This is a genomic window from Streptomyces sp. NPDC127119 (assembly GCF_042677425.1).
In the GTDB taxonomy this organism is placed as follows: domain Bacteria; phylum Actinomycetota; class Actinomycetes; order Streptomycetales; family Streptomycetaceae; genus Streptomyces.
Genome location: NZ_JBHXTO010000007.1, coordinates 97,375 through 122,364, shown reverse-complemented (window position 1 = coordinate 122,364; position 24,990 = coordinate 97,375). Strand labels below are relative to the sequence as shown.

Here is a 24,990-nt window from a genome sequence, read left to right as displayed (position 1 = left end):
CACCTCTTGATCCCGTCGCTGCTGCCGGAGCAGGCGTTGAGCGAACTGGGCCGCACCGAAGGCGGCCCGGACACTTTGGCCCTCCTCGTGAGGGATCAGCAGGTAAGGCGCCTGCTTCTGCTCCGTGCGGTCCTGGACGCCGTGGAGGAAGCCGATGCGGAGATCTGCCCGCCTGCGCTGCGTCAGCGGTTCCGAACGGACTGGGCGCTTTTGGAGGAGGCCGACCGGGCAGGTGAGGCGGAGGAGCCGCCGGGTGAGGGAAAGAGTGTCAGGCACTCTCCCGCCCGTACTCAGATCCTGTATCCGCTCGTCGGTCCGTGGGCCCGCGGCTGCCTGCGCGCCCTGAGCACGAAAACGATTCCTCGCACGGCGCGGCAGCGACGGGCACTCTCCCTGCGCCGCGAACTCGGCTATTTCAGCGCGCTCGCCGCGGCGGCCGCGGTACGGGCCGGGGTGCCGTTCTCGGCGCGGCTGTCCGCCTATGACGGGGTGCTGGCGCTGCCCTCCCTGGGGGCGCTGGGCGCGATCGGCGGCGGAGACATCGAGGTGGTGGCCCGGGACGGTCGTGTGACACTTCGCCGGCGCGGTGAGGTCGACGTGGCGGTGGACGTGGCGGAGCGGGACGCCCCGACGGCTTTCGGTGTCGGCCTCGGGCTCGCGCCTGTGACCGGATTCGCGACCCGGTCCGCCGCGACCGCCTGGAAACCGGTTCACCTTCTTCCCGGGCTGCTGCCCGAGTCCGCTCCCGTCCCGCTCGACGATCTCGATCCGCATCGCACGGTGGACGGTGATTCCCGCCATCAGGCGCTGAGCGGTCCGGCCACCCTCGACAAGGCGGAACGGGAGCGTTGGCTGACCTCCTGGGCGGGAGTGCGTTCGATCCTGCAACTCGGCGGTGAGCACCGGGTCGCGGAGGTCGCCGCGCTACTGCGCTGTCTCGTCCCCCTGGCCCCACCTGCGGGCCACGGGGCGCCCGACGGGGGAACGGGAAGCTGCAGCGGAACCCGGAGGGAGGCCTTCGGGGCCGTGCTCAGCAGTACGCCGCCCACTTCCGCCACCTTCGCAGCGACTCTCGTGCACGAGGTGCAGCACGCCAAACTGGCAGCCCTCAGTGACATGGTGGTGCTGCATCGGGAGGGGCCACAAAAGCGACACTTCGCACCGTGGCGGCCGGATCCCAGGCCCTATGACGGGTTGCTGCAGGGCGCCTACAGCCATGTGGCGCTCGCGGATTTCTTCCAGCGGTGCGCGTTGGCGGCCACCCCGAGACCTGAGCAACGGAGCATCGCGTGGGGTGAGCACGCACGCTATCGGGCGCAGGTCATGGTGACGCTGCCGGTGCTCGCGGCATCGACCGCCCTCACGGCGCAGGGGCGTCTGCTGGTCGATCGGCTGACCGAGGAGTGCGAGCGGATGGGAGAGGAGCCGCCTCCCCGGGGCATGCAGATCCGTGCCGAGGAGCGCGTGAGTGCAGCCCACGCGCGGTGGATGCGCTGCCGTACGCCCGCCGAATGAGTGGAACACGGGTGTGTCCCAAGGATGCGCAGTCTCTTGGAGGGGTGAAGATCGCAGTCCGAATACCCATCGAATGGTGCATATAGGGCGAATTGCTCGCGGGTGCGCCCAGCATACCCGGGCACGCCAACTCGCGTCCTAATGAGCCCTGTTGGCAATCCCTGCATGCGTCATAGACTCACGCGCGATGTACGCGGGGGAGGCTGCTGCATGTCTGAAAGCCGTGCGCCGGTCGGACCGGCCGACAGGCATGCCCAAAATCAGGCAGTCACCATAAGTTTCGCCGGGTACAACCGGGCTTGGGCGGCCTGGATCGGCTACGTGCTCGAACGTCACGGGCAACGTGTCGTGTACCAGCGGTGGGAAGGACCTTCCGAAGTCCCGCTCGCGGAGCAGTTGCGGGACCTGAAACTCGCGCCGGGGCGGATCCTCATCGTCGTCAGCGAGTGGTACTTCCAGCTCGGACCGAGGACGTACGAGGAATGGAACACGGCCCTCCGTGAGGTGGTGGCGCCGGAGGCCGAGCGGTTCGCAGGCGTCCTGGTCACCAACCAGCCGGTACCGACAGCCACCACGGTGCTTGCCGCGACCGATCTGACGCTCGTGGGCGCCGAGGAGGCCGAGCGGCGCGTTCTCGACCGGCTGGACCTGCTCGGCCGGCCCCCGGTGGAACTCGCCGACAGCGCGCGACGGGCACCGCGATTCCCGACCGCCAGTCCGGAGGTCTGGGATCCGACGGTGCCACGCCGCAACACCCGTTTCACCGGGCGGGAGGAACTTCTGAACGACGCGTACCGGTTGCTGCAGGACGCGCAACCGGGCGCGGGCGTCGTGACCTTCCACGGCATGCCGGGGGTGGGCAAGACCCAGTTGGTCGCCGAGTTCGTGTACCGGTTCCGGCTGGAGTACGACGTGGTGTGGTGGGTGCGCGCCGAAAAGCGCTCCGGCTACCGGCGGGCCCTCGCGGAGCTCGCCCCGAAGCTCGGGCTCACCACCGGGGCCGACTACGGAGAGCGGCTGCGAGCGGTGCGCACCTCGCTGCGTCGGGGCGACCCCTACGCCAACTGGCTGCTGGTCCTGGACGGCGCCGATGAGCCGGAGGAGATCTCGGATCTCGTGCCGACCGGCACCGGCCATGTACTGATCACTTCCCGCAACCCGCAATGGCGTGACCACAACAGCCAGTTGCTGGAGGTGCCGGTCTACGACCGCACCGAGTCGGTGGCCTTCATCCGTCGTCGTGCCCCGAGGTTGACCTGGTCCGAGGCGGAACAACTGGCCGAAGCGCTCGAAGACCTGCCGCTGGCGCTGGACCAGACCGCCGGCTGGCTCAACGACTCGGACATGTCGGTGACGCAGTACATCGATCTGCTGGAGAGCAGCGTCGATCAGAGCGTGGTAAGGGTATCGCCTGATTTCCGGATGTCGTTCCAGCAGTCCTGGTCGATACTTCTCGGCAAACTCCGGGAGACCGCGCCCGAATCCGTCGACCTCCTGCAGCTGTGTACGTTCTTCGCGCCGGGTCTTATTCCTGTGGATCTACTGCGGCAGATGCCGACCGTTCATGTGCCCGACCGGATCGCTGAACTTCTGGACGATTCGGATGCGTGGCAGAAGGCGGTCAAACAGCTGCGGCGTTATTCCGTCATCCCTGAGGAGTTTCAGACGGCGGACTCCGATGAGACCAGCACCTCGGGAGGGCTTTTCTACTTGCATCGAATGGTTCATCAGATCGTCCGCCAGAATATGCCGGACCAAGACCGTCAGGAATTTATCGACGTGGTGCGGCAAGCGCTCGTAGCAGCAAACCCCGGGAGCCCGGACGACGTTCGTTCCTGGGAGAAGTACGCCCAGTTGGTGCCGCACCTCAAGCACGCGGACGTGCTGAGGAGCGAGGACCGGGGCGTGCAGCGCCTGGTCCTCGACAGCCTCCGTTACATGTACCAGTCCGGCGACTACGTGGCAGGTATCAAACTCGGTGAACGCGCCATGGACGCCTGGCGCTCACTGCTCGGTGAGAACCACCCGAAGGTCTGGGAGGTGGCACACCACTACGCCAACCTGCTGCGTGGAGTGGGTGAGTACCAACGTTCGGAAGCCATCACCCGGTCGGCCATCGAGTACCTGAGGGACGCCCAGGGCGCCGAGTCCCTGGCGCACATCCGTGCGGTCAGCGGTCTGGCGGCGGACCTGCGGGCACTCGCCCGGTACGAGGAATCGCTGGAACTCTGCGAGTGGCTCGTTCCGACGTGCCGTGCCGCCTTGAGTCCGGATTCTGTGACGACCTTGCGCGTCGAGAACAACCTGGCGGTCACTCTGAGGCTCCTGGGCCGCTATGAACAGGCGCGCGAATGTGACCGGCGTACGCTTGAGGAGCGGCGGCGGATCCTCAGCACACGGAATCCTTCAACGCTGTCCTCGGAATTCCACCACGCGCTGGACCTCCGTCTTCTGGGTCAGTACAAGGTAGCCGTATCAATTCAAAGGGAAAATGTCCGCGAGCTGCGCAGGGCTGTGGGGTCGGGCAATTATGTGACTGTGCTGGCGGAGTACAACTACGCTCTCTGTGCGTATGGCAGCAGCGGAAGGGATCGTGAGCGCACCGACCAGCTCCTCGCCGCTCTGGCTGATTTGAGGGAACGCAGCGAACGCGTGCTGGGTGAAACCAGTCCGACGACGCTGATCGTCACCTCCGGGTACAGCTGTTTCGCCCGTCGGCACGGCAATGTCGACGAGGCCCGCACCGTGAGCGAATCCGTCATCGCCCGTTACGAGGTGATGCTTCCCGCTGGACACCCCTACATCGCGGGGTCTCGTGCCAATTACGCGTTGATCCTCTCCGACGTGGGTGAGCGCGAGCAGGCCCACGCGATGGTCGAGCAGGCTCTGCTCGACATGACGGCGGCGGTGGGACAGGACCATCCCTGGACGTTGGGCTGTGCTCTGAACGCCTCCGCGATGCGCAAACTCGTGGACGACTTCGACGCGGCCGCCGAGCTCAGCAAGGACACCGTCACCAAGGCCACCGAAACGCTGGGGCGGACCCATCCGCTGACGGTCTTCGCCCGCATCGGCCTGGCCGACGACATGCGCGGGCTGAGGAGCAGCCAACAGGCCGAGAAGGTCGAGCAGGAGGCGCTGTCCGATCTGACCTCAGTGTTCGGCGCCCAGCACTCCTACACGGTCCAGGCGCGCCGTAGGGAGCGTCTGTTGTGGGACTTCGAACCACAGGAAACCTGAGCCGGGAAGTCGGCTCCTCGACGCATACCGCCATGTGCGCCGGGGAATGAAGCCAGTTCCCGCCCAACAGCCGTACTGCACAGGACAGTTGCACCGGGGGGACGTGTGGTGATCCTAGTGGGCCCCGTACCGGATGGCGCGGACGGGCCCATCCCCGTCCAGATCGAGGTCGACCTCGATCCGGACGCCGATGACGGTCTCGCGGCCGTCTACGGCGACGAGGAGGTCAGAGGGCGGGTCGCGCAGCGTGTCGTGGAGGTGGCCCGTGACGCGTACACGGACGGGCTGGAGCTGGCCCGGCGGTGCGCCGCCCAGGCCGTCGGCCGGTTCGCCGAACTGACGGACGATCTGCGACCGGACGAGATCGAGATGCAGTTGTCCATCAAGGTCGACGCGGGCATGGCGGCCTTGGTCACCAGTAAGGCCGAAGCGCAGTTGCAGGTCACGTTCCGGTGGCGGACCGCCGCCCCGGTCGAGGCGTTACCGGGCAGCGGAGGGGGAACCGACTCGTGAGCCGTACGACCGGAGCCATACGCATCCTTCCCTACAGCCGTGTGGTGGGGCAGAACGACCTCAAGCTGGCGCTCGAACTGAACTACGTGGCACCACGCATCGGCGGTGTCCTGATGGCCGGTGCGCGGGGCACCGCCAAGTCCACGATCGTGCGGGCCTTCGCGCTGATGGTGCACGCGGAACTGCCCGTCACCCTCCCCATCAACGCCACCGACGACCGGGTGGTCGGTGGCTGGGAGCTGGAGGCGCTGATGCGGGGTGAGGCCCGCCCGCAGCCGGGACTCCTCGAAGAGGCGGCCGGAAAAGGGCTCCTGTACATCGACGAGGTCAACCTGCTCGACGACCATCTCGTCAACGTGATCCTCGATGTCGTCTCCACGGGTGTGCTGTCCGTGCAGCGGGAGGGGCTGGCCGACGCCAAGCATGTCTCCTTCGGTCTGGTGGGCACGATGAATCCCGAAGAGGGCTGGCTGCGGCCGCAGTTGCTCGACCGGTTCGGGCTCATGGTCGCCGCCCAGCAGCAGGACACGGAGACCCGGCACCGGACGATCAAGACCGTGCTGGCCTTCGAGGAGGAGTACCAGAAGGAGGAGTCGCCCTGGCTCCAGGAGGCCGAGCAGGACAACACCGCGACGCGGGACCTGCTGGAAAGCGCCAGGAGCCGGGTGGCGACGATGAAGGTTCCGGACGAGATGGTCCAGCTGTGCGCACAGGTGGCCCAGCGGGTCGAGGCCGTCGGGCAGCGCGGGGAGATCGTCGCGACGCTGGCGGCCCGCGCGCTGGCCGCCCTGGAGGGAGCGGACACCGTGGAGCCCGGCCATCTGCTGCGAGTCCTGCCGATGGCGTTCCGCCACCGCAGGCCGGAGACCGCCCACGGCGGCACGTTCGACTGGACCACGGACGACGAGGCCCGTGTCAGGGACCTCTTCGAAACCGGCTGAGGCACGGGGATGACCACCGAACCGCCGAGCGGCGACACCTCGGACACCGGTTCTGCCTTCGACATCGGTATCGGCGCCGACACCGGCCCTGGTTCCCGCTCCGGCGCGGCACCGGAGCCGAGCGGGCCGCACGGGCCACACGGGCGGGGAGGACAGCCGGACGATCTTGCCCTGCGCCTGTGCCGGGCGCTCGTCTGTGCCGCGGTGGACCCGGCGCTCTCCAGCGTGCTGCTGTTCGACCTCGAGCCGCAGCTCCTCGATGGAGTGGCCCGCCTCTTCGGCAGGCTTCTGGCCGGTGCCCGGCAGTCGGGGGCCCCGCTGGTCGTCCTGGGTGCCACCAGCCGCGACGAGGATCTGTGGACCAGGCCCGTGCTGCGTCAGGAGGCGGACGGCATCACTTTCCGCCTCGAACCGGGTCCGCTCATCCAGGCGGACGACAGGGCGGGAGCTCCGCCGCCCGTGGTCCTCGTACCGGATCTGTGCCGGCTCAGCGTCGCCGGGATGCGCGGGGCGGTCCAGTTGCTGGGCGCCGACGTGGCCGTGGTGGAACAGGCGGGACTGCGGCACGAGGCCCGGCCCCGGGCCCGCTGGCTGGCCGCCTGCAGCTCGGCCGACGCGGGCCGGATCAGCAACCATCTGCTCGACCGGTTCGCCATCCGGCTGCCCGTCGCGGGCCTGACGAGCCTCGACGTCGAACAGCTGCTCGGCACCCTCCCACCGACCTGGCTCGCCGCCTCGGCCCGCGCCGTCGACGACACCGGTGCCCCGTCCGTCGCCGTCGCCGACGACACCATCGTGCGCGTCGCCCGTCTGCTCGGCCCGGACACGGGGGTGCGCAGGCAGCTCGCCCTGGCCCGGCTCGCCCGTGCGCTCGCCGCACTGGAGGGAGAGGGAACGGCGCGTGTCGAACACTGCGACGCCGCGGCGCGGCTGATGGGCCTCGCCGTGGCCGACCCGCCCCGGGCGCCGGAGCCGGCGGCGGACGCGGCGGCTGCCGTACCGCCCCCGCCGCGCCTGATCCCACGACCGCGGGGCGACACCGGGAAACGCGGGCAGGGCGAGCAGACCGAGCGCCGCCGGGCCGAAGCCGGACAGGCACTGCTGGAAACCGAACCCGCCGAGGGCATCGGCAGCGCACCGGGCGGCACTCCCACCGCCCTCACCACCCCCTATCCCGAGGACAGCGCCGGCGTACTGCGCGACTTCGCCCCATTGCGCAGCCCCTGGCAGCGGACGGCGGGAACGGACACCCGGCGCGGTGTGGTCATCGGCTCGCGACGGGCCAGGGACCTGAACGACCTCGCCTACGTACGCACCGTGCGAGAAGCCGCCCTGCACCAACGCGTGCGTCGGACCGAACACTTCACGGTCTCGGCCGCCGACCTGCACAGTCATGTCCGCGCCGGAGCGCCGGAACGCATGCTCGTACTCGTCCTCGACCACACGTGCCGGGGCGACTGGGACTGGCAGGACGTCCTCGCCCCCTACCTGCAATGGGCGTACACCGTGCGGGCCGCCGTGCACGTCGTGGAGATCGGCGGCGCCGAGGCGGCTGACGAACTGCGGGCGGAGTCCTTCGCGCTGCGCAGCGTCCGTGATCCACGGCTGCTCGCGGCCCTGTACCGGCCCCTGGGCCGCGCCAGTCCGCTCGCCCACGGCATCGAGCAGGCGGCGCGAGCCCTGCGCCGAGCCTTCCGGCAGCACGGCAGCGGCCTCGCCGAGGCGTGGCTGGTCGTGGTCACGGACGGCCGCGGCAACATACCGCTGCGGGCCAGCCACACCGGGAGGCTGAGCGGTCCGGTGGGAGCGGAAGGGGTCGAGGACGCGTTGCGTGCCGCGGCGGACATCAGGGCCATGGACCGGACGCGGCTGCGGGTCGTCGTGGTCGACGCGGGGCGCGAACCGTACGGGAGCCTGCCGTTCACGCTGGCGGACACCCTGGGCGGCATCGTGATCGACGGGCAGGGCGGCAGGGGCCCGGACGCGGACGGGAGGGGAAACGCCGGTGAGTGGTGAGCCGCAGCGCGGCCCCCGCTGGCTGACGGGAGCGGGCAACGTGATCCGCCGGGCGCCGCTGCCCCGCCCCAAGACCGCGATCCGTCCCGACCACCCGTCGATGCTTCACCTGCTGCGCCCGCAGGAGGCCCCGACCGGAACCGGCGGCGCCGACGTCAGGCTGAACGAACGTCTGGACGAGGGATACGCCCTTCTCCGGGTGATCCGGGCCGTCGGCATCGGAGGTCAGGACGGCTACCGCTTCCAGGGCTGGTGCGGCGACCTCACGGTCGCCTGTGCGGCCGGACCGACCCGGCTCACCGCCCCGGCCGTCGGCCTCGGCAACCTGACGCAGCGCGGGGAGTATCCCTCCGAGATCCTGCGGGGAATCCAGCACTGGTCCGGGAACCAGTCCGAACTGGCGGACTGGATCAACCGGGCGCGCGCCCGGCACGGCGCCGCGCTGCGCCTCATCGTGTGGGACGACACGGGCTACGAGCTGCCCTGGGAGGCGTTCTGGGTGCCCGCGGACCGGGGAAACGGGTTGCCGGGAGGCCTGTTGGGCGCCCTGCTCGTCCTGACCCGCTGGACCACCGTGCACGACGGGAGCCAGGGCCTGCCACGCGCAACGGGCGAATGCCACGGCAGCGTCCTCGCCTATCTCCACCGGGACATGGCCGACGACTCCCACGTCTTCACGCCGTACATCCACCGGACGCACCCCGAGATGACGTCCTTCCTGCGGGCGCTCGAAGCCCCGGAGCAGGAGGATCCCACCGGCCTGGTCTACCTGGGCTGCCACGGCACCTACGGCGACACCGTCATGCGCCTCACGCTCGCGGAGCGCACGTGGGCGGAGTACAACAGCCAGGCCATGCGGGTCCTGGACAGGGACCGCTCTCTGGTGTGTCTCAACGCCTGCCACTCGGGACGCTTCGTGGACAACCGGGGCCAGGGCGAGAACGCGCTGAGAGGATTCGCCGAGCTCTTCCTGCGCAAAGGAGCGAGCGGATGCATCGTCACCGCGGGCGAGGTCGGCAACCAGGAAGCACGCGTACTGATCCGGCGCCTGGTGCGCGAGGTGACAGGCCGCCCCGACAGACCGGTCCCGGAGACGCTGCGTGCCTTCCGGGAGGGCGCGCTCCAGGACTTCGGCACCCTGGCGGCGATCCCGACAACGCGCAACGATGACGGTCAGGTGGACAAGGTCGGTCAAAAGCGGGTCATGCGATTGCTGTACGCCTTCGCCTTCCAGTATTACGGACATCCGCTCACCACACTGCGACTCATCACCGAGAAAGGGCACAGCGCCTGGGGAGGGAGTCCGTGACGAACCTCGACGAGCACACCCTCCTGATCGAACCCGTTGTGGCCTGGCCACGGATCGCCGAGACGGAGTGCGAATACCTGGTCACCGTCGACCTGCGTGGCCCTCTCCCGGAGGGCGAGGAAGCGGCCCGTCACTGGCCCTATCCGGACGAGGAGTTCACCTTCACCGTCACCCTGGACGGCTCGCCCTATTTCGTGTGCACCGCGCTCGACGAGCCGAGCGTCGTCCTGCACCGGTTCGGCGGTACGTACGGACCGGCCCACTTCAGGGTCTCGACCGGGCGCGCGACCGGCCACGCGTCGCTGTGGCTGACCGTCAACAACCAGTGGGGCGTGCCGGTCCGCAAGGCGGAACTGCTGTCCGAGATCAGGGAACGCGTGCCCGGCCGCGCACCTGCCGCACGATCGACCGACATCTTGCGGGAACCGGCCTCCACGACCGAGAGCCTCCCCGCCCCCCGGACGTCGGAACAGTCCGTCGACCTTCCGGCGGCCGGGAGCCGCGCGGCGCACGACGACCGTACGACCGGTCACCGGGCCGTACCGGGCGATCTGCCGGAACTCGTTCCGCCGAACGGACCGCCGTGGCAGCTGCGCACCGGACGGCAGACCGTGACCCTCAGTTTCGCCGGTGTCCACAGGCCCTGGGCCACCTGGATCGCGCACTGTCTGGAGCTGCACGGCCACCGCGTCGTGCCCCAGCGGTGGGATCCGCTGCCCGACGCGTCCATCGAGGAGTCGCTCCGTGACCTCCTGTTGGCTCCGGGGCCCGTCCTGCTGCTCCTGAGCGACCAGTACTTCAAACTGGACACCCATACGCCCCAGGAGTGGGACGACGCCCTGCGCGAGGTCGTGGCGCCGAACGCGCGACGCATCGCGGCGGTGACGGTGGCCCCCTCCGTCCCGCCGCCGGCGGCGGCCGCCTCGCTCGACGCGGTCACCCTCCACGACGTGGGCGCCGAGGAGGCGGAGCGGCGCCTTCTGGCCCGGCTCGATCTGCCCTTCAGCTCTCCCGAGTCGTCGCGGGACACCCGTTCCGGACCGCCCTTCCCGGTGCACACCCTGCGTGTGTGGGGCCGGGTGCCCGAACGCAACGACCGCTTCACCGGGCGCGTACCACTGCTGAACACGGTGTACGAGGTCCTCCAGCGCGAGAGCCGGGTCACCCTGTACGGCCTGTCCGGCGTGGGCAAGTCCCAGCTGGCCGCTGAGTACGCCTACCGTTTCGCCTCCGGGTATCACGTGGTGTGGTGGGTGCATTCCGGTAACCGTGCCGCGTTCCGGCAGGGACTGGCGGAACTCGCCCCGGCGTTGGGACTGGCGACCGGGGCGGAGTACGGCGAACGGCTGCGCGCGGTCCGGGACGCGCTGAGGCGCGGTCGGCCCTTCACCCGCTGGCTGCTCATCCTGGACGGCGCCGACGAACCGGACGAGATCAGGGACCTCCTGCCGACCGGTACCGGTCATGTGCTCGTCACCTCGTGCAGCCTGGACTGGGACATCTCTCCCGGCACCCTGGTGGAGGTTCCCGGTTACGACCGGGAGGAGTCGGTGGCCTTCATCCGGCGCCGCGCGCCCCGGCTGACCCTGCAGGACTCCCACCAGCTGGCTGAGGCACTGGGGGACCTGCCGCTGCTTCTCGACCAGACCGCGGGCTGGCTGGAGGAGTCCGGCATGCCCGTGTCCGAGTACCTCCGGGAACTGCTGACGGACGACGCGGACCGGAGCACCCCGGTCCAGGTGTCGGCCGACTTCCCGATGACCTTCCGCACCGCCTGGACGGTCCTGCTCGACAAGTTCCGCGCCACCTCCCCGGAATCCGTCCAACTGCTCCGGCTGTGCACGTTCTTCGCACCCGACGCGGTGTCCGTGCGACTGCTGCGAGGAGCACCGGCCAGCGAACTCCCGCCCGCCATGGCCGGGTTGCTCATGGACGACGTCCGCTGGGACCGCGCCGTCGAGCGGTTGCGGAAGTACTCCGTGGTCCACGTGGAGCATCCGCGACAGGACCCGCGGAACGAGTTCCTCTCCCTGCACCGGATGGTCCATCGGACCGTCCAGCTGGACATGTCACCGGAGGAGCACGAGGAGTGCGCCGAAACGGCCCGGCGTGTACTGATCGCCTTCGATCCGGGCGACCCCAGCAAGACGTCTCTGTGGCAGCGCTACGCCGAACTCGTACCGCATCTGGAGCACGCGGAACTGCTGTCGCACACCGACCCGTCCGTCCAGGGCCTCGTCCTGAACTGCCTTCGCTACCTCTACCTCTCGGGTGAGCACGCGACAGGGGTGCGGTTCGCCGAACAGGCTCTGGCAGCCTGGCAGGGCCACGAGGACGAGCACTCCGAACGGTTGTGGGACCTCCGCCACCACTACGCCAACCTGCTCCGGATCATGGGTGCGTTCAAGGACAGCGAGGCCGTGAGCCGGGCGGCGGTCGAGGAGCACCGCGCGAAGGGCGGGGCACGGGACGAGCGGTATCTGCGCGCGGTCGGCAGTCTCGCCGCGGACCTGCGCGCTCTCGGCCGGTACGAGGAGTCGTTGCACCTGTCGGAGGAGGTCTGCGCGGGCTACACGGAACTCGGCGGTGAACGTGCTCCGCTGACCCTCGCGGCGCAGAACAACAAGGCATCCTCGCTGAGGCTTCTCGGCCGGTACGAGGAAGCCCTGGAGATCGACCGGTGGGTACTCGGCATCCGCGAGGAAGTCCTTGGCGCTGAGCACATCTGGACGCTCATCTCCGACCTCTCCCGGTCGACCGATCTGCGACTCCTGGGCCGTTACGAGCAAGCCCTGGACCTTCAGCGGGCCAACACGGCGCAGCATCTGCGGCTCCTGGGCAAGGACCACCCCCAGACCCTGCAGGCCTCCTACAACCTGGCCCAGTGCCTGTACCGCCTGGACGACCACGAGGCGGCGGGGGAACTCTTCGGGTCCGTGCTCGCCAAGAGCGAGCAGGTCCGCGGCAAGGGATACTCCTCCACCCTGATGTTCGCGGCAGCGCACAGTTGTTTCCTGCGCGAGCACGGAGACATCGACCGGGCCCGCGGGCTCAGTGAGCGACTGGTCGCCAGGTACCTGCGGCTGCTCGGAGCGGACCATCCGTTCGTCGCGGGCGCGCGGAGCAACCAGGCGCTCATCCTCCGGGCCGTCGGCGAACGGAACCAGGCCCACACCCTGGCCGAGCGGGCCCTGACCGACATGACGAGCGCCGTCGGCCCCGACCACCCCTGGACTCTCGGCTGCGCCGTCAACGCCGCCGCGATACGCCATGTCACGGGCCGCGTCGAAGCGGCCCTCGCGCTGAGCCGGGACACGGGGGAGCGGGCCGGCCGGGTCCTGGGGCAGGAGCATCCGCTGACCCGGGGCGCCCGCCGTGCCCTCGACGCCGACCGGCAGGCGCTGCGGGGCGAGCAGGTGCCCGCGCCAGAGGAGCGGTCACGCCTGTACTGGAACTTCGAGCCCCAGACGACCTGACAGGAACGTCCGCCCCGGCCCACCACGACGAAGGGCCCGCCCCCGAGCCGAAGCTCAGGACCGGGCCCTCCGTTCGTACCGTCAGTGCATACCGTGACCGGTCAGGCGTCGAACACCTCGCGGACCAGCTGCTCCTGCTCCGCCTGGTGGCGCTTCGCCGAGCCGACCGCCGGGGACGAGCCCGCCGGGCGGGAGATGCGGCGGAGGCGCTCCCCGTGGGGGACGTCCGCGCCGACCGCCAGGTCCAGGTGGTCGATGAGGTTCAGGGCGATGAACGGCCATGCGCCCTGGTTCGCCGGCTCCTCCTGGGCCCACAGGTACTTCTCGGCGTTCGGGTACTTGGCGATCTCCGCCTGGAGCTCGGCACCCGGGAGGGGGTACAGGCGCTCGATGCGGATGACGGCCGTGTCCGTGATGCCGCGCTTCTTACGCTCGGCGTCGAGGTCGTAGTACACCTTGCCCGCGGTGAAGACGACCTTCTTGACGGCCGCCGGGTCCACCGACGAGTCGCCGATGACGGGGCGGAAGCCGCCCGTCGTGAACTCCTCCGCCTTCGACGCGGCGGCCTTGAGGCGCAGCATCGACTTCGGGGTGAAGACCACCAGCGGCTTGTGGTGCGGGTTGTGCACCTGCCACCGCAGGAGGTGGAAGTAGTTCGACGGGAGCGTCGGCATGGCGACCGTCATGTTGTTCTGCGCGCACATCTGGAGGAAGCGCTCCGGGCGCGCGGACGAGTGGTCCGGGCCCTGGCCCTCGTAGCCGTGCGGGAGGAGCAGGGTGACGCCGGACGTCTGGCCCCACTTCTGCTCCGCCGACGAGATGAACTCGTCCACGACCGTCTGGGCGCCGTTGACGAAGTCGCCGAACTGCGCCTCCCACATCACGAGGGACTCGGGACGGGCCAGCGAGTAGCCGTACTCGAAGCCCATCGCCGCGTACTCGGAGAGGAGCGAGTCGTAGCAGTTGTAGCGGGCCTGGTCCTCGGAGAGGTACTGGAGCGGAGTGAAGTCCTCCGCCGTCTCCCGGTCGATCAGGACCGCGTGGCGCTGGCCGAACGTGCCGCGGCGGGAGTCCTGGCCCGAGAGGCGCACCGGGGTGCCCTCCAGGAGCAGGGAGCCGATCGCGAGCGTCTCGCCCATGCCCCAGTCGATCGTGCCGTCCTCGACCATCGCCGCGCGGCGCTGCAGCTGGGGCAGCAGACGCGGGTGGACGGTGACGCGCTCGGGGATGTTGACCTGGGACTCGGCGATCCGCTTGACGACCTCCTGGGAGACGGCCGTGGTGACCGCCACCGGGAACTCGGGCTTCACGTCGGGGGCGTGCGCCTCGCCGGGCGCCGAAGCGGCCTCACGGACCTCCGTGAAGACCTTCTCCAACTGGCCCTGGTAGTCCTGCAGCGCCTGCTCGGCCTCTTCCAGGGTGATGTCGCCCCGGCCGATCAGCGACTCGGTGTAGAGCTTGCGCACCGAGCGCTTCTTGTCGATCAGGTCGTACATCAGCGGCTGCGTGAACGCCGGGTTGTCCGACTCGTTGTGACCGCGGCGGCGGTAGCAGATGAGGTCGATGACGACGTCCTTGTTGAACGCCTGCCGGAACTCGAAGGCCAGCCGCGCGACGCGGACGACGGCCTCGGGGTCGTCGCCGTTCACGTGGAAGATCGGCGCCTCGATCATGCGGGCCACGTCGGTGGCGTACATCGAGGAGCGCGAGGACTCCGGGGCGGCGGTGAAGCCGACCTGGTTGTTGATGACCACGTGGACCGTGCCGCCGGTGCGGTAGCCGCGCAGCTGCGACATGTTCAGGGTCTCGGCCACGACACCCTGGCCCGCGAAGGCCGCGTCACCGTGCAGGGCGACGGGCAGGACGGTGAAGTCCGTGCCGCCCTTGTTGATGATGTCCTGCTTGGCGCGGGCGATGCCCTCCAGGATCGGGTCGACCGCCTCCAGGTGCGAGGGGTTGGCGGCCAGCGAGACCCTGATCTGTTCGCCGTCGAGGCCCGTGAAGACCCCTTCGGCGCCCAGGTGGTACTTGACGTCGCCGGAGCCGTGCATCGACTTCGGGTCGAGGTTGCCCTCGAACTCCCGGAAGATCTGCGCGTACGACTTGCCGACGATGTTCGCCAGGACGTTCAGGCGGCCGCGGTGGGCCATGCCGATGACGACCTCGTCAAGACGCGACTCGGCGGCGGAGTCGAGCACCGCGTCGAGCAGCGGGATGACGGACTCGCCGCCCTCCAGGGAGAAGCGCTTCTGGCCGACGTACTTCGTCTGCAGGAACGTCTCGAACGCTTCCGCCGCGTTCAGGCGGCGCAGGATGCGCAGCTGCTCCTCGCGCTCCGGCTTGGAGTGCGGGCGCTCGATACGGTCCTGGATCCACCGGCGCTGCTTCGGGTCCTGGATGTGCATGAACTCGACGCCCGTGGTGCGGCAGTACGAGTCGCGCAGCACGCCGAGGATGTCGCGCAGCTTCATCAGGGACTTGCCCGCGAAACCGCCGACCGCGAACTCGCGCTCCAGGTCCCACAGGGTGAGCCCGTGCTCGGTGATGTCCAGGTCGGGGTGCTTGCGCTGGCGGTACTCCAGCGGGTCGGTGTCGGCCATGACGTGGCCGCGGACCCGGTAGGAGTGGATCAGCTCGAAGACGCGGGCGGCCTTCGTGACGTCGTCGTCGTGCGAGGCGTCGATGTCCTTGAGCCAGCGGACCGGCTCGTACGGAATGCGCAGGGCCTCGAAGATCTCGTCGTAGAAGCCCTGCTCGCCGAGCAGGTAGTTCGCGACGACGCGCAGGAACTCGCCGGACGCGGCGCCCTGGATGACCCGGTGGTCGTAGGTCGACGTGAGCGTCATGACCTTGGCGATGCCGAGCTTGTTCAGGGTGTCCTGGGAGGTGCCCTGGAACTCCGCCGGGTAGTCCATCGAGCCGACGCCCATGATGACCGACTGTCCGGGCATCAGACGCGGGACCGAGTGGACGGTGCCGAGGCCGCCGGGGTTGGTCAGCGAGACCGTGACACCGGTGAAGTCGTCCATCGTCAGCTTGCCGTCACGCGCACGGCGGACGATGTCCTCGTAGGCCTGCCAGAACTCGAAGAAGTTCAGCGTCTCGGCCTTCTTGATGCCCGCGACGACCAGCTGGCGGTCGCCGTTGGGCTTCACCAGGTCGATGGCGAGGCCGAAGTTCACGTGCTCCGGCTTGACCAGGGTCGGCTTGCCGTCCTTCTCCGTGAAGGAGTAGTTCATCGACGGCATGGCCTTGATGGCCTGCACCATCGCGTAGCCGATGAGGTGGGTGAAGGAGATCTTCCCGCCCCGGGCACGCTTCAGGTGGTTGTTGATGACGATGCGGTTGTCGAAGAGCAGCTTCACCGGGACCGCGCGCACGGACGTCGCCGTGGGGACCTCGACGGAAGCGTTCATGTTCTTCGCGACCGCGGCGCTCGGACCGCGCAGCGTCACGTACTCCGGCCCGCCCGAGGAGGGGGTGGCCTCCGCGGCGGGCGCCGCCTTGGCGGCGGCCGGCTTCGCCGGGGCGGCGGCCGGAGCCGCTGCCTGGGCGGGAGCGGCAGCCGCGGGCTTCGCGGCGGCCGGTGCGGCCTGAGCCGGGGCCGCGGCCTTGGCCGGGGCGGCCTGAGCCGGAGCCTGTGCCTGGGCCGGAGCGGCCTGGGACTGGGGTGCGGCAGGAGCGGCCGGAGCCGCCTTGGGCGCGGTGGTGGTTCCCGCGGCCCCCGCGGCCGCGGTACCCGCCGGAGCCGAGGCGGCCACGCCGCCGGGCTTGTAGTCGGCGAAGAAGTCCCACCAGGCTCGGTCTACCGAATTCGGGTCCTGGAGGTACTGCTGATAGATCTCGTCGACGAGCCACTCGTTCGGGCCGAAGGCGGCAGCAGGGTTCTTCCCGGCTTGGTCCTCGGTCGAGACGCTCGATGAGTTACTGGGGGACTGTGGCGACACGGCGGCAACCGCCCTCTTCCGCTTCACAAGGTGATGGACAGCGGGAATAAAGGCTACGCCCCCCGGACCGGCTAGGTCAGTCCGGGCCTGGTCATCGTCGCGTAAGTCACATCGAAAAGCGTGTTTCGGCGTTCGAAATGGCGGGAAACAAGCGAGGTTCTGATGTGAAATGGACGCGCCGGCTCAAGGGTGCGGCCCCGAAAGGCCGAACCTCCGTGCCAGGAACGCACGATGACACGTGTCCTGCTGCCCCATCACGTGGATCTTGGGCTCTCGCTTCGAACCCTACGTCAACCTGTCCGGCGAGGGCACTCCCGGAAGAGTGACCTGGATCCGGCAACCGCGCTGGGATTCGGCCACGCCGATCCGGCCACCGTGCAGATCGACCGCCCAGCGGGCGATCGCCAGCCCCAGCCCCGTACCGCCGTCGCTGCCCGGGCCGTGCGGCGCGACGACCCCGCCGCGGTTGAACCGCTCGAAGACCCGGTGCCACTCCGAGCGCGGGATGCCGGGGCCCTCGTCCAGGACTTCGAGGTCCAGGGACTCGGGGCCGTCGCCGCGCCGGGCCTTCACCGTGACGCGGCCGTGCGGCGGGCTGTGCTTGACCGCGTTGTCGATGAGGTTGGCGACGACCTGGTGGATCCGCTCCGGGTCCGCGTGCGCGGTCAGCTCGGGCGGCGACACGTCGAGGTGCAGATGGACGTCCGTACGCGTGTGACTGCCGGAACCGGAGGCGATGCCCGCGCGCGCGGAGGCCACCATGTTGGCCTCCTTCAGTACGCCCGACAGGTACGGCCACACCTCGAAGCGGCGCTTGCGCAGCGGTACGACGCCGTTGTCCAGCCGGGAGAGGTCGAGCAGTGTCTCCACCAGCCGGCCGAGCCGCTCCGTCTGCTTCAGGGCGGTGCGCATCGTCTCGGGGTCGGCCGCGGAGACGCCGTCCACCACGTTCTCCAGGACCGCCCGCAGGCCCGCGATGGGCGTACGCAGCTCGTGCGAGACGTTCGCCACGAGTTCCTTGCGCTGCCGCTCCTGGGCCTCCAGGTCGTCGGCCATCCGGTTGATCGTCTGGGCCAGGTCGCCCAGCTCGTCGCGGCGGTCGGCGCCCCTGACCCGGCGGGTGTAGTCGCCGTGCGAGATGCCCCGCGCGACGGTGCTCATCTCGTCCAGCGGAGCGGTGATCGAGTGCGCCACGAACTGGGTGATCAGCAGGGTCGCGATCATCGAGAAGACCGTGATGAAGCGCAGTTCCGTCTCCGTGCGGACCGCGATCATCAGCAGGCCGGTGGTGATGAAGACGGCGACGACCACCAGCGTGCCGAGCTTGGTCTTGATGGAGAAGGGGCGCATGTCTCCCCAGGATCCCGATCCGGAGCCGGATCCGATACCCGGGACGGCATACGCGCTCGTGCCGGACGTGGTGACGGATGCGGCGCCGGTCGTGGTGCCGGATGTCGTGCCGGACGTTCTGCCGGTGCCCGGGGCCGAACCCGGCGGCGGGCGCGTCGCTGAGAAGCCGCCCGCGCCCGCGCCGACGGCCGGACCGGAACCCAGCGCCGGACTCGCACCGGAAACGGCGTCCGCAAGGGGACCGGTGCCGGTGCCGGACGAGCCGCCGAACGCGGTACCGGACGGCGTGCCGGAAACAGGCCCCGCAGCAGGCTGCGCGCCAGGCCCGGCATCGGACGCCGCACCGGGACCCGCCCCGGCGGCCGGGCCGGAATCCGCGCCGGAACCAGTACCGGAACTCGTGCCGGAGATCAGCCCCGCGCCCGCCTTGACGCGCTTGCGCAGTACGCCGAGACCCCTCATCACATACGCCCCCTCGGTCAGGGTGCCCGACTCTAGGGTGTCGGGGTCTCCAGCGCGTAGCCCACGCCGTGCACCGTACGGATCCGCTCCGCGCCGATCTTCCGGCGCAGCGCCTTGATGTGGCTGTCCACGGTCCGGGTGCCGGAGGCGTCCGCCCAGTCCCAGACCTCGGCCAGCAGCTGCTCGCGCGAAAGGACCGCGCGGGGCGTGTTCGCCAGGCAGACCAGCAGGTCGAACTCGGTGGGCGTGAGGTGTACGTCGTCGGCGCGCACCCGGACCCGCCGCTGGGCGTGGTCGATCTCCAGCTCGCCGAGGCGCAGGATGCCGGAGCGCGGAGTGGACGCGGCCAGGGCGGCCCGCTCCACGCGGCGCAACAGAACGTGCACGCGCGCGGCCAGCTCCCGCATCGAGAACGGCTTCGTCATGTAGTCGTCGGCGCCCACGCCGAGGCCGACCAGCATGTCCGTCTCGTCGTCGCGGGCGGTGAGCATCATCACCGGTACCGGACGGGCCGCCTGGACCCGGCGGCAGACCTCCAGGCCGTCGAAGCCCGGCAGCATGATGTCGAGAATCAGCAGGTCGGGCTGCCATGCCTCGGCCGTGTCGACGGCGGCCGGTCCGTCACCCGCTGTTTGCACGAGGAATCCCTCGGCGCGGAGCCGGGCGGCGATGGCGTCGACGATCGTCGGATCGTCCTCGACCACCAGCACCCGGCGCTGAGCGCCCGGCGTGGCCGCCGTGCCGTTGTGCGAGGTGTGTGTCTGCTCCATCGCCCGCCCCTGAGTGTGCTTTCCGGAACCAGTGGGGTGATTCCATGACTGCGCTTGACGCTTGAATGATCGGCGTCAGAGCAGCAGGGTACGGGCAGTGACCACCCCTCGGCTATCCAGGCCTTACCGCGAGATGCACCACGTCCGGAACGCCCCGGGCAACGGGGATCTCTTCGGTACGCACCCGCTGGAACCCGGCATTCCGCAAGGTTCTTGCGAAATCAGGCGAAGGTTTGGCCGACCAAACAGCGAGTACCCCGCCTTCCCTCAACACCCGTGCGCACGCGGCGAGTCCGGCCCGTGAGTACAGGCTCTCGTTGCCCTCCGTGACGGTCCACTCGGGTCCGTTGTCGATGTCGAGGCACAGCACGTCGTACGTGTCGGATGTCTCATGGACGTGGGCGACGAGATCGACCTCGATGATCTCGGTGCGCGGATCCGCGAGCGCGGGGGCGGACAGCTCCGCGAGCGGCCCGGCGCGGTGCCAGTCGACGATGGCCCGTTCCCGTTCGGCGACGGCGATACGGCCCCAGCGGGGGTGGGCCGCCGCGTGCGCGAGGGAGAAGCCGACGCCCAAGCCGCCGATCAGGATCTCCGGCGCGGGGCGCCCGTCCAGCGCGCCGAGCGCGGCGTCGACCAGCAGCCTCTCCGAGCGGCCGTCGGAGGTGTCCATGAGGAAACAGCCGTTGGCGATGATCTGCAGCAGCTCGCCGTGGCGGCGCAGTACGACCTCGCCGTACGGGCCCTCGCGGCGGTCGATGACTTCGGGGCTGCCGTGCGGGGTGTCGTACGCGGTCATGACCCCATCCTGGCAACCCGCGCCCGGCCGGGCAGCCGGTTTTCGCCGCGCCGCGCCGCGCCGCGCCGCGCCGCGCCACCCGACTCCGGCCCGCGGTGGCGGTGCCGGGTCCCCTGGAGGACGCTGGGACCCGGACAGGGACGGCCTGTGCGTGGCATCCGTCATAGACAGCGCGATCAAGCACGCCGAGGGTGGGGGCAGAACGGAAGGAGCCCCCGACGGTGGAGCGGAGCGAGAGGGACGCGTCCCCGAACCCGAACGCTCCGAAGCCCCCCAGCCCCCGCAAGGGCCGCGAGGACCTACGAGACAAGCCCCCACCGAACCGGCACGCGAATCCGGCACGGGCAGAGGGCCCTTCCCATCCGCCCGCCCCCTCCAGCCCCGGTAAGGGGCGCGAGGAACTGCGCGACAAGCCCCCACCGAACCGGCACGCGAATCGGGCACGGGCAGAGGGCCCTTCCCAACGGCCCGTCTCTTCCGGCCCCGGTGAGGGGTGCGAGGAACTGCGCGACAAGCCCCCACCGGGCCGGCACGCGAACGCGATACCGGCAGACCCCCGTCTCCGACGGCCGAGGCGCGTGCGTCACCCGTTCCCCACCCCCACCGCCACCCCCTTCACCTTCGGGTACGCCGTCGTCCTCCTTCTGACCTCGCTCTTCACCGAGTACGCCGACCCCCACCTGGTGAGCCGCGTGCTCCAGGGGTCCAGCACGGACGTGGTGCACCTGGCACAGGCGCCGGTCCCCGTGCTGATCGCCAGCGCGCTGTGGATCGCCGGCGGAATCTCCTCCGTGTTCGCGATCGCCTTCCTCCTGGTGCTCACCGCGCTGGAGCGGCGCATCGGCGGCCGGCGCACGGCGGGTGTCTTCCTGCTGGGGCACGTCGTGGCGACGCTGGCCACCGAGATACCCGTCGGCCTCTCGGTCCTCGCCGGGCACCTCCCCGACAGTTCCCTCCACCGCTACGACTACGGCATCAGCTTCGGTGTCGCGGCGAGCGCCGGCGCACTGGCCGGGCTCCTGACACTCTGGCCCCGCCTGCTCCTCCTGGCGGTGTCCGCCTGGCTGGTCGGCGAGGGCCTGGTGGCCTACACCGACCCCCTGACGAACTGGGGACACCTGCTGGCCCTGGCCATCGGGGTCGCCACCTGGCCGTGGGTGCGCCGCTCCCGGCCGGCCGCGGCGACGGCGGCTGCGGCGACGGCCCCTCCCGGGTGACGCCGGGGACGCCGCGGCGGCGCGTTCAGACTCCGGCCGGGGACTCCGCCTGAGCCCGATGCGTCCGCTCCGTCTGCTCGGTCCGGTCCGTCCGCTCCGTCCGGCCCGTGAACTTCGAGCTCGTCAGCCTCGCCTCCACGCTCCACCCCAGGGACTCGTACAGACCCCGCCCGTCCGGCGTAGCCGCCAGTACGCCGGTCTCGGCACCCTGGGCGACCGCCGTGTGCGCGAGGGTGTGCATGACGAAGCGGCCCAGGCCCCTGCGCCGGTGTGCGGGCGCCGTCTCGATGCGGTCGGCGACGGCCGTCGCCCCGGTCGGGACGATCCGCCCGCGCGCGGCCTGTGAACCGTCGGCCGCGGCGACCAGGACGTGGGTGACTCCGCCCCGGGACCAGCCGCGCAGCCGGTAGCCGTCCGGCACGGGCGGTACGGGGCCCCGGGCGAGGGGCGTCGACATCAGGTAGCCGGTCTCGGGGTTGGTCCACCAGCCGCTGCCGAGCCAGGGCGTGACCCGGGCGGGCTCCGCGAAGACCTTGAGCCACACGCCCGCTCCGGACACCGCGTCGGCCACCTCGCGGACGGTGGCCTCGTCCACCTGGTCCTCCGTCGCGCCCAGTACGTGCCGGGTGACGTGATCGGACTCGCCCACGTCCACGGTGCATCCCCAGGGCGCGGCCACCGGAGGTGCCGCCCCACGCGAGACGACCCATCCGTCCACCCAGGCCCGCACGGTCTCGTTCATCACCGCGGCCCACCTCCGTATGCTCCGTACGCGCGTTCATGCGTAATGGCCCAAATGGCTATTGAGCTGTTACTGGAGCAGACGGTACGGGGTCGGTGGCTCGGGTCGACAGAGGCGATCGCTCACAGCGAACACCCGTAGGGGAACAATCAGAGGCTCACGTGCATTGAGTCGGCATAGCTCAACTTGAATGCCGAAGGGGAGATCATGACTTTGACGTCCGAACCGCTCACTCTGCCCGTGCTGCCGCTCGACGACGAGGTCGTGCTGCCCGGCATGGTGGTGCCCCTGGACCTGAACGACGCCGATGTACGCGCCGCGGTGGAAGCCGCGCAGGCAGCAGCCCGTTCCACCGGTGCCAGCAAGCCGAGGGTGCTTCTTGTTCCGCGGATCGACGGCACGTACGCCAACACGGGGGTGCTCGGCACGATCGAGCAGGTCGGGCGCCTCGCCGACGGTGACCCCGGTGCCCTGATCCGCGGTCGCGGACGGGTGCGCGTCGGTGCCGGTACGACCGGTCCTGGCGCGGCCCTGTGGGTGGAGGGCACGCAGGTCGAGGAGACCGTGCCGGACCCGTTGCCCGGCTCCGTGACCGAACTGGTCAAGGAGTACAAGGCGCTGGCCACGAACTGGCTGAAGAAGCGGGCCGCCTGGCAGGTCGTGGACCGTGTCCAGCAGATCGACGACGTGTCCACGCTCGCCGACAACTCCGGTTACTCGCCGTTCCTGACGACCGCCCAGAAGGTCGAGCTGCTTGAGACCTCCGACCCGGTGGCCCGGCTGAAGCTGGCCACCGAGCACCTGCGCGAGCACCTCGCCGAGCAGGATGTCGCCGAGTCCATCGCCAAGGATGTACAGGAGGGTGTGGACAAGCAGCAGCGGGAGTTCCTGCTGCGGCGGCAGCTGGAGGCCGTGCGCAAGGAGCTGCGCGAGCTGAACGGCGAGGCCGAGGGCGAGGAGTCCGACGACTACCGGGCCCGCGTCGAGGCCGCCGACCTCCCCGAGAAGGTCCGTGAGGCCGCGCTCAAGGAGGTCGAGAAGCTGGAGCGCTCCAGCGACCAGTCGCCCGAGGGCTCCTGGATCCGCACCTGGCTCGACACCGTGCTCGAACTCCCGTGGAACGAGCGCACGGAGGACGAGTACGACATCCAGGGCGCCAAGACGGTCCTGGACGCCGAGCACGCGGGCCTGGACGACGTGAAGGAGCGGATCACCGAGTACCTGGCGGTCCGCAAGCGGCGCAACGACCGGGGTCTCGGTGTCGTGGGCGGCCGGCGCGGCGGCGCGGTGCTCGCGCTCGTCGGCCCTCCCGGCGTCGGAAAGACCTCGCTCGGCGAGTCCGTCGCGCACGCCATGGGCCGCAAGTTCGTCCGGGTCGCCCTCGGTGGCGTACGGGACGAGGCGGAGATCCGCGGCCACCGGCGTACGTACGTCGGCGCGCTGCCCGGCCGGATCGTGCGGGCGATCAAGGAGGCCGGGTCCATGAACCCGGTGGTCCTGCTCGACGAGATCGACAAGGTGGGCTCCGACTTCCGGGGCGACCCGGCGGCGGCCCTCCTCGAAGTCCTCGACCCGGCCCAGAACCACACCTTCCGGGACCACTACCTGGAGGTCGAGCTCGACCTGAGCGACGTCGTCTTCCTGGCCACGGCGAACGTGCTGGAGGCCATCCCGGAGGCGCTGCTCGACCGGATGGAACTGGTGCGGCTCGACGGGTACACCGAGGACGAGAAGGTCGTCATCGCCCGCGACCACCTGCTCCCGCGCCAGCTGGAGCGAGCCGGGCTCGAGACCGCCGAGGTCACCCTCGACGAGAGCGCGCTGCGCAGGCTGGCCGGGGAGTACACCCGCGAGGCGGGCGTACGGAACCTGGAGCGGTCCGTCGCACGGCTGCTCCGCAAGATCGCGGCGCAGCACGAACTCGGCGAGCGGAAGCTGCCGTTCACGGTCGGCGCGGACGATCTGCGCGCGCTGATCGGCAGGCCGCACCACGTGCCCGAGTCCGCCCAGGACCCGGCCGAGCGCCGCACGGCGGTGCCCGGCGTGGCGACCGGGCTCGCGGTCACCGGCGCCGGTGGTGACGTCCTCTTCGTCGAGGCGTCGCTCGCCGACCCGGAGACGGGCGCGGCGGGGCTGACCCTCACCGGTCAGCTGGGCGACGTGATGAAGGAGTCGGCGCAGATCGCGCTCTCCTTCCTCCGCTCGCACGGCGCCGAACTGGAACTGCCCGTCGCCGACCTCAAGGACCGGGGCGTGCACATCCACTTCCCGGCGGGCGCGGTGCCGAAGGACGGTCCGAGCGCGGGTGTCACGATGACGACGGCACTGGCCTCGCTGCTGTCCGGCCGCCAGGTCCGTACCGACGTGGCCATGACCGGTGAGGTCTCGCTCACCGGCCGGGTGCTGCCGATCGGCGGCGTCAAGCAGAAGCTGCTCGCCGCGCACCGGGCGGGTGTCACCACGGTGATCATCCCGAAGCGCAACGAGGCCGACCTGGACGACGTACCGGCGGAGGTGCTGGAGAAGCTCGACGTCCACGCGGTGACGGACGTCCGCCAGGTCCTGGAACTGGCGCTGGCGCCGGCGACGAACGGCGCGGCGACGGAGGTTCCGCTGGCCGCGTGAGCGGCGGGCTCGCGTGAGTCGTGTGACGACTCGTGCGAGCCGCGTGGCGCAGACTCCGGTGGCGCAGT

The 24,990-nt window shown here is 70.2% G+C and carries 14 protein-coding genes; 9 read left to right on the top strand and 5 right to left on the bottom strand.

Features of this window, described 5'->3' with window-relative positions:
- Nucleotides 1–6: 6 nt before the first annotated feature.
- From ACFVH5_RS05880 to fxsT (ACFVH5_RS05850), 7 genes are all read left to right on the top strand, one after another.
- A complete protein-coding gene (locus ACFVH5_RS05880) occupies nt 7–1,515 on the top strand; it encodes an aKG-HExxH-type peptide beta-hydroxylase (RefSeq protein WP_385832342.1) in 1,509 nt (502 codons plus the stop codon).
- A 210-nt stretch (nt 1,516–1,725) separates the two neighbouring features.
- Nucleotides 1,726–4,755, top strand: a complete 3,030-nt coding sequence (gene fxsT / locus ACFVH5_RS05875) for an FxSxx-COOH system tetratricopeptide repeat protein (protein ID WP_385832340.1) — start codon at nt 1,726–1,728, stop codon at nt 4,753–4,755.
- 105 nt (nt 4,756–4,860) lie between these two features.
- Nucleotides 4,861–5,268, top strand: coding sequence for a CU044_2847 family protein (locus ACFVH5_RS05870; protein ID WP_385832338.1), 408 nt, complete (start codon nt 4,861–4,863; stop codon nt 5,266–5,268).
- Nucleotides 5,265–6,209 (top strand): AAA family ATPase, encoded by a 945-nt coding sequence (locus ACFVH5_RS05865; RefSeq protein WP_210889852.1) that lies wholly within the window; start codon nt 5,265–5,267, stop codon nt 6,207–6,209. The genes ACFVH5_RS05870 and ACFVH5_RS05865 overlap by 4 nt, the downstream gene beginning before the upstream one ends.
- 9 nt (nt 6,210–6,218) lie before the next feature.
- Complete coding sequence (locus tag ACFVH5_RS05860; RefSeq protein WP_385832337.1) at nt 6,219–8,225, top strand: magnesium chelatase; 2,007 nt, start codon at nt 6,219–6,221, stop codon at nt 8,223–8,225.
- Nucleotides 8,215–9,534 (top strand): CHAT domain-containing protein, encoded by a 1,320-nt coding sequence (locus ACFVH5_RS05855; protein ID WP_247706632.1) that lies wholly within the window; start codon nt 8,215–8,217, stop codon nt 9,532–9,534. The genes ACFVH5_RS05860 and ACFVH5_RS05855 overlap by 11 nt, the downstream gene beginning before the upstream one ends.
- A complete protein-coding gene (gene fxsT / locus ACFVH5_RS05850) occupies nt 9,531–13,010 on the top strand; it encodes an FxSxx-COOH system tetratricopeptide repeat protein (RefSeq protein ID WP_385832336.1) in 3,480 nt (1,159 codons plus the stop codon). The genes ACFVH5_RS05855 and fxsT (ACFVH5_RS05850) overlap by 4 nt, the downstream gene beginning before the upstream one ends.
- 101 nt (nt 13,011–13,111) lie before the next feature.
- Here fxsT (ACFVH5_RS05850) and ACFVH5_RS05845 read toward each other — a convergent pair whose 3' ends face one another.
- From ACFVH5_RS05845 to ACFVH5_RS05830, 4 genes are all read right to left on the bottom strand, one after another.
- A complete protein-coding gene (locus tag ACFVH5_RS05845; RefSeq protein ID WP_385832334.1) occupies nt 13,112–16,957 on the bottom strand; it encodes a multifunctional oxoglutarate decarboxylase/oxoglutarate dehydrogenase thiamine pyrophosphate-binding subunit/dihydrolipoyllysine-residue succinyltransferase subunit in 3,846 nt (1,281 codons plus the stop codon).
- A 285-nt stretch (nt 16,958–17,242) separates the two neighbouring features.
- Nucleotides 17,243–18,307, bottom strand: a complete 1,065-nt coding sequence (locus ACFVH5_RS05840) for an ATP-binding protein (RefSeq protein ID WP_384803469.1) — start codon at nt 18,305–18,307, stop codon at nt 17,243–17,245.
- Nucleotides 18,308–18,801: 494 nt separating this feature from the next.
- Nucleotides 18,802–19,539, bottom strand: a complete 738-nt coding sequence (locus tag ACFVH5_RS05835) for a response regulator transcription factor (protein WP_107021341.1) — start codon at nt 19,537–19,539, stop codon at nt 18,802–18,804.
- A 112-nt stretch (nt 19,540–19,651) separates the two neighbouring features.
- Nucleotides 19,652–20,338: a spermidine synthase gene (locus ACFVH5_RS05830; protein ID WP_385832332.1), complete on the bottom strand. Its 687-nt coding sequence runs from the start codon at nt 20,336–20,338 to the stop codon at nt 19,652–19,654.
- Between the two features lie 578 nt (nt 20,339–20,916).
- On the opposite strand from ACFVH5_RS05830, the gene ACFVH5_RS05825 reads away from it, so the two are divergent.
- Nucleotides 20,917–21,555, top strand: a complete 639-nt coding sequence (locus ACFVH5_RS05825) for a rhomboid-like protein (protein ID WP_385832330.1) — start codon at nt 20,917–20,919, stop codon at nt 21,553–21,555.
- Nucleotides 21,556–21,580: 25 nt separating this feature from the next.
- Here the strand turns inward: ACFVH5_RS05825 and ACFVH5_RS05820 are convergent, their stop codons facing one another.
- Complete coding sequence (locus ACFVH5_RS05820; protein ID WP_385832328.1) at nt 21,581–22,297, bottom strand: GNAT family N-acetyltransferase; 717 nt, start codon at nt 22,295–22,297, stop codon at nt 21,581–21,583.
- 207 nt (nt 22,298–22,504) lie between these two features.
- On the opposite strand from ACFVH5_RS05820, the gene lon reads away from it, so the two are divergent.
- Nucleotides 22,505–24,922: an endopeptidase La gene (lon, locus tag ACFVH5_RS05815; RefSeq protein WP_384803306.1), complete on the top strand. Its 2,418-nt coding sequence runs from the start codon at nt 22,505–22,507 to the stop codon at nt 24,920–24,922.
- Nucleotides 24,923–24,990: the final 68 nt, after the last annotated feature.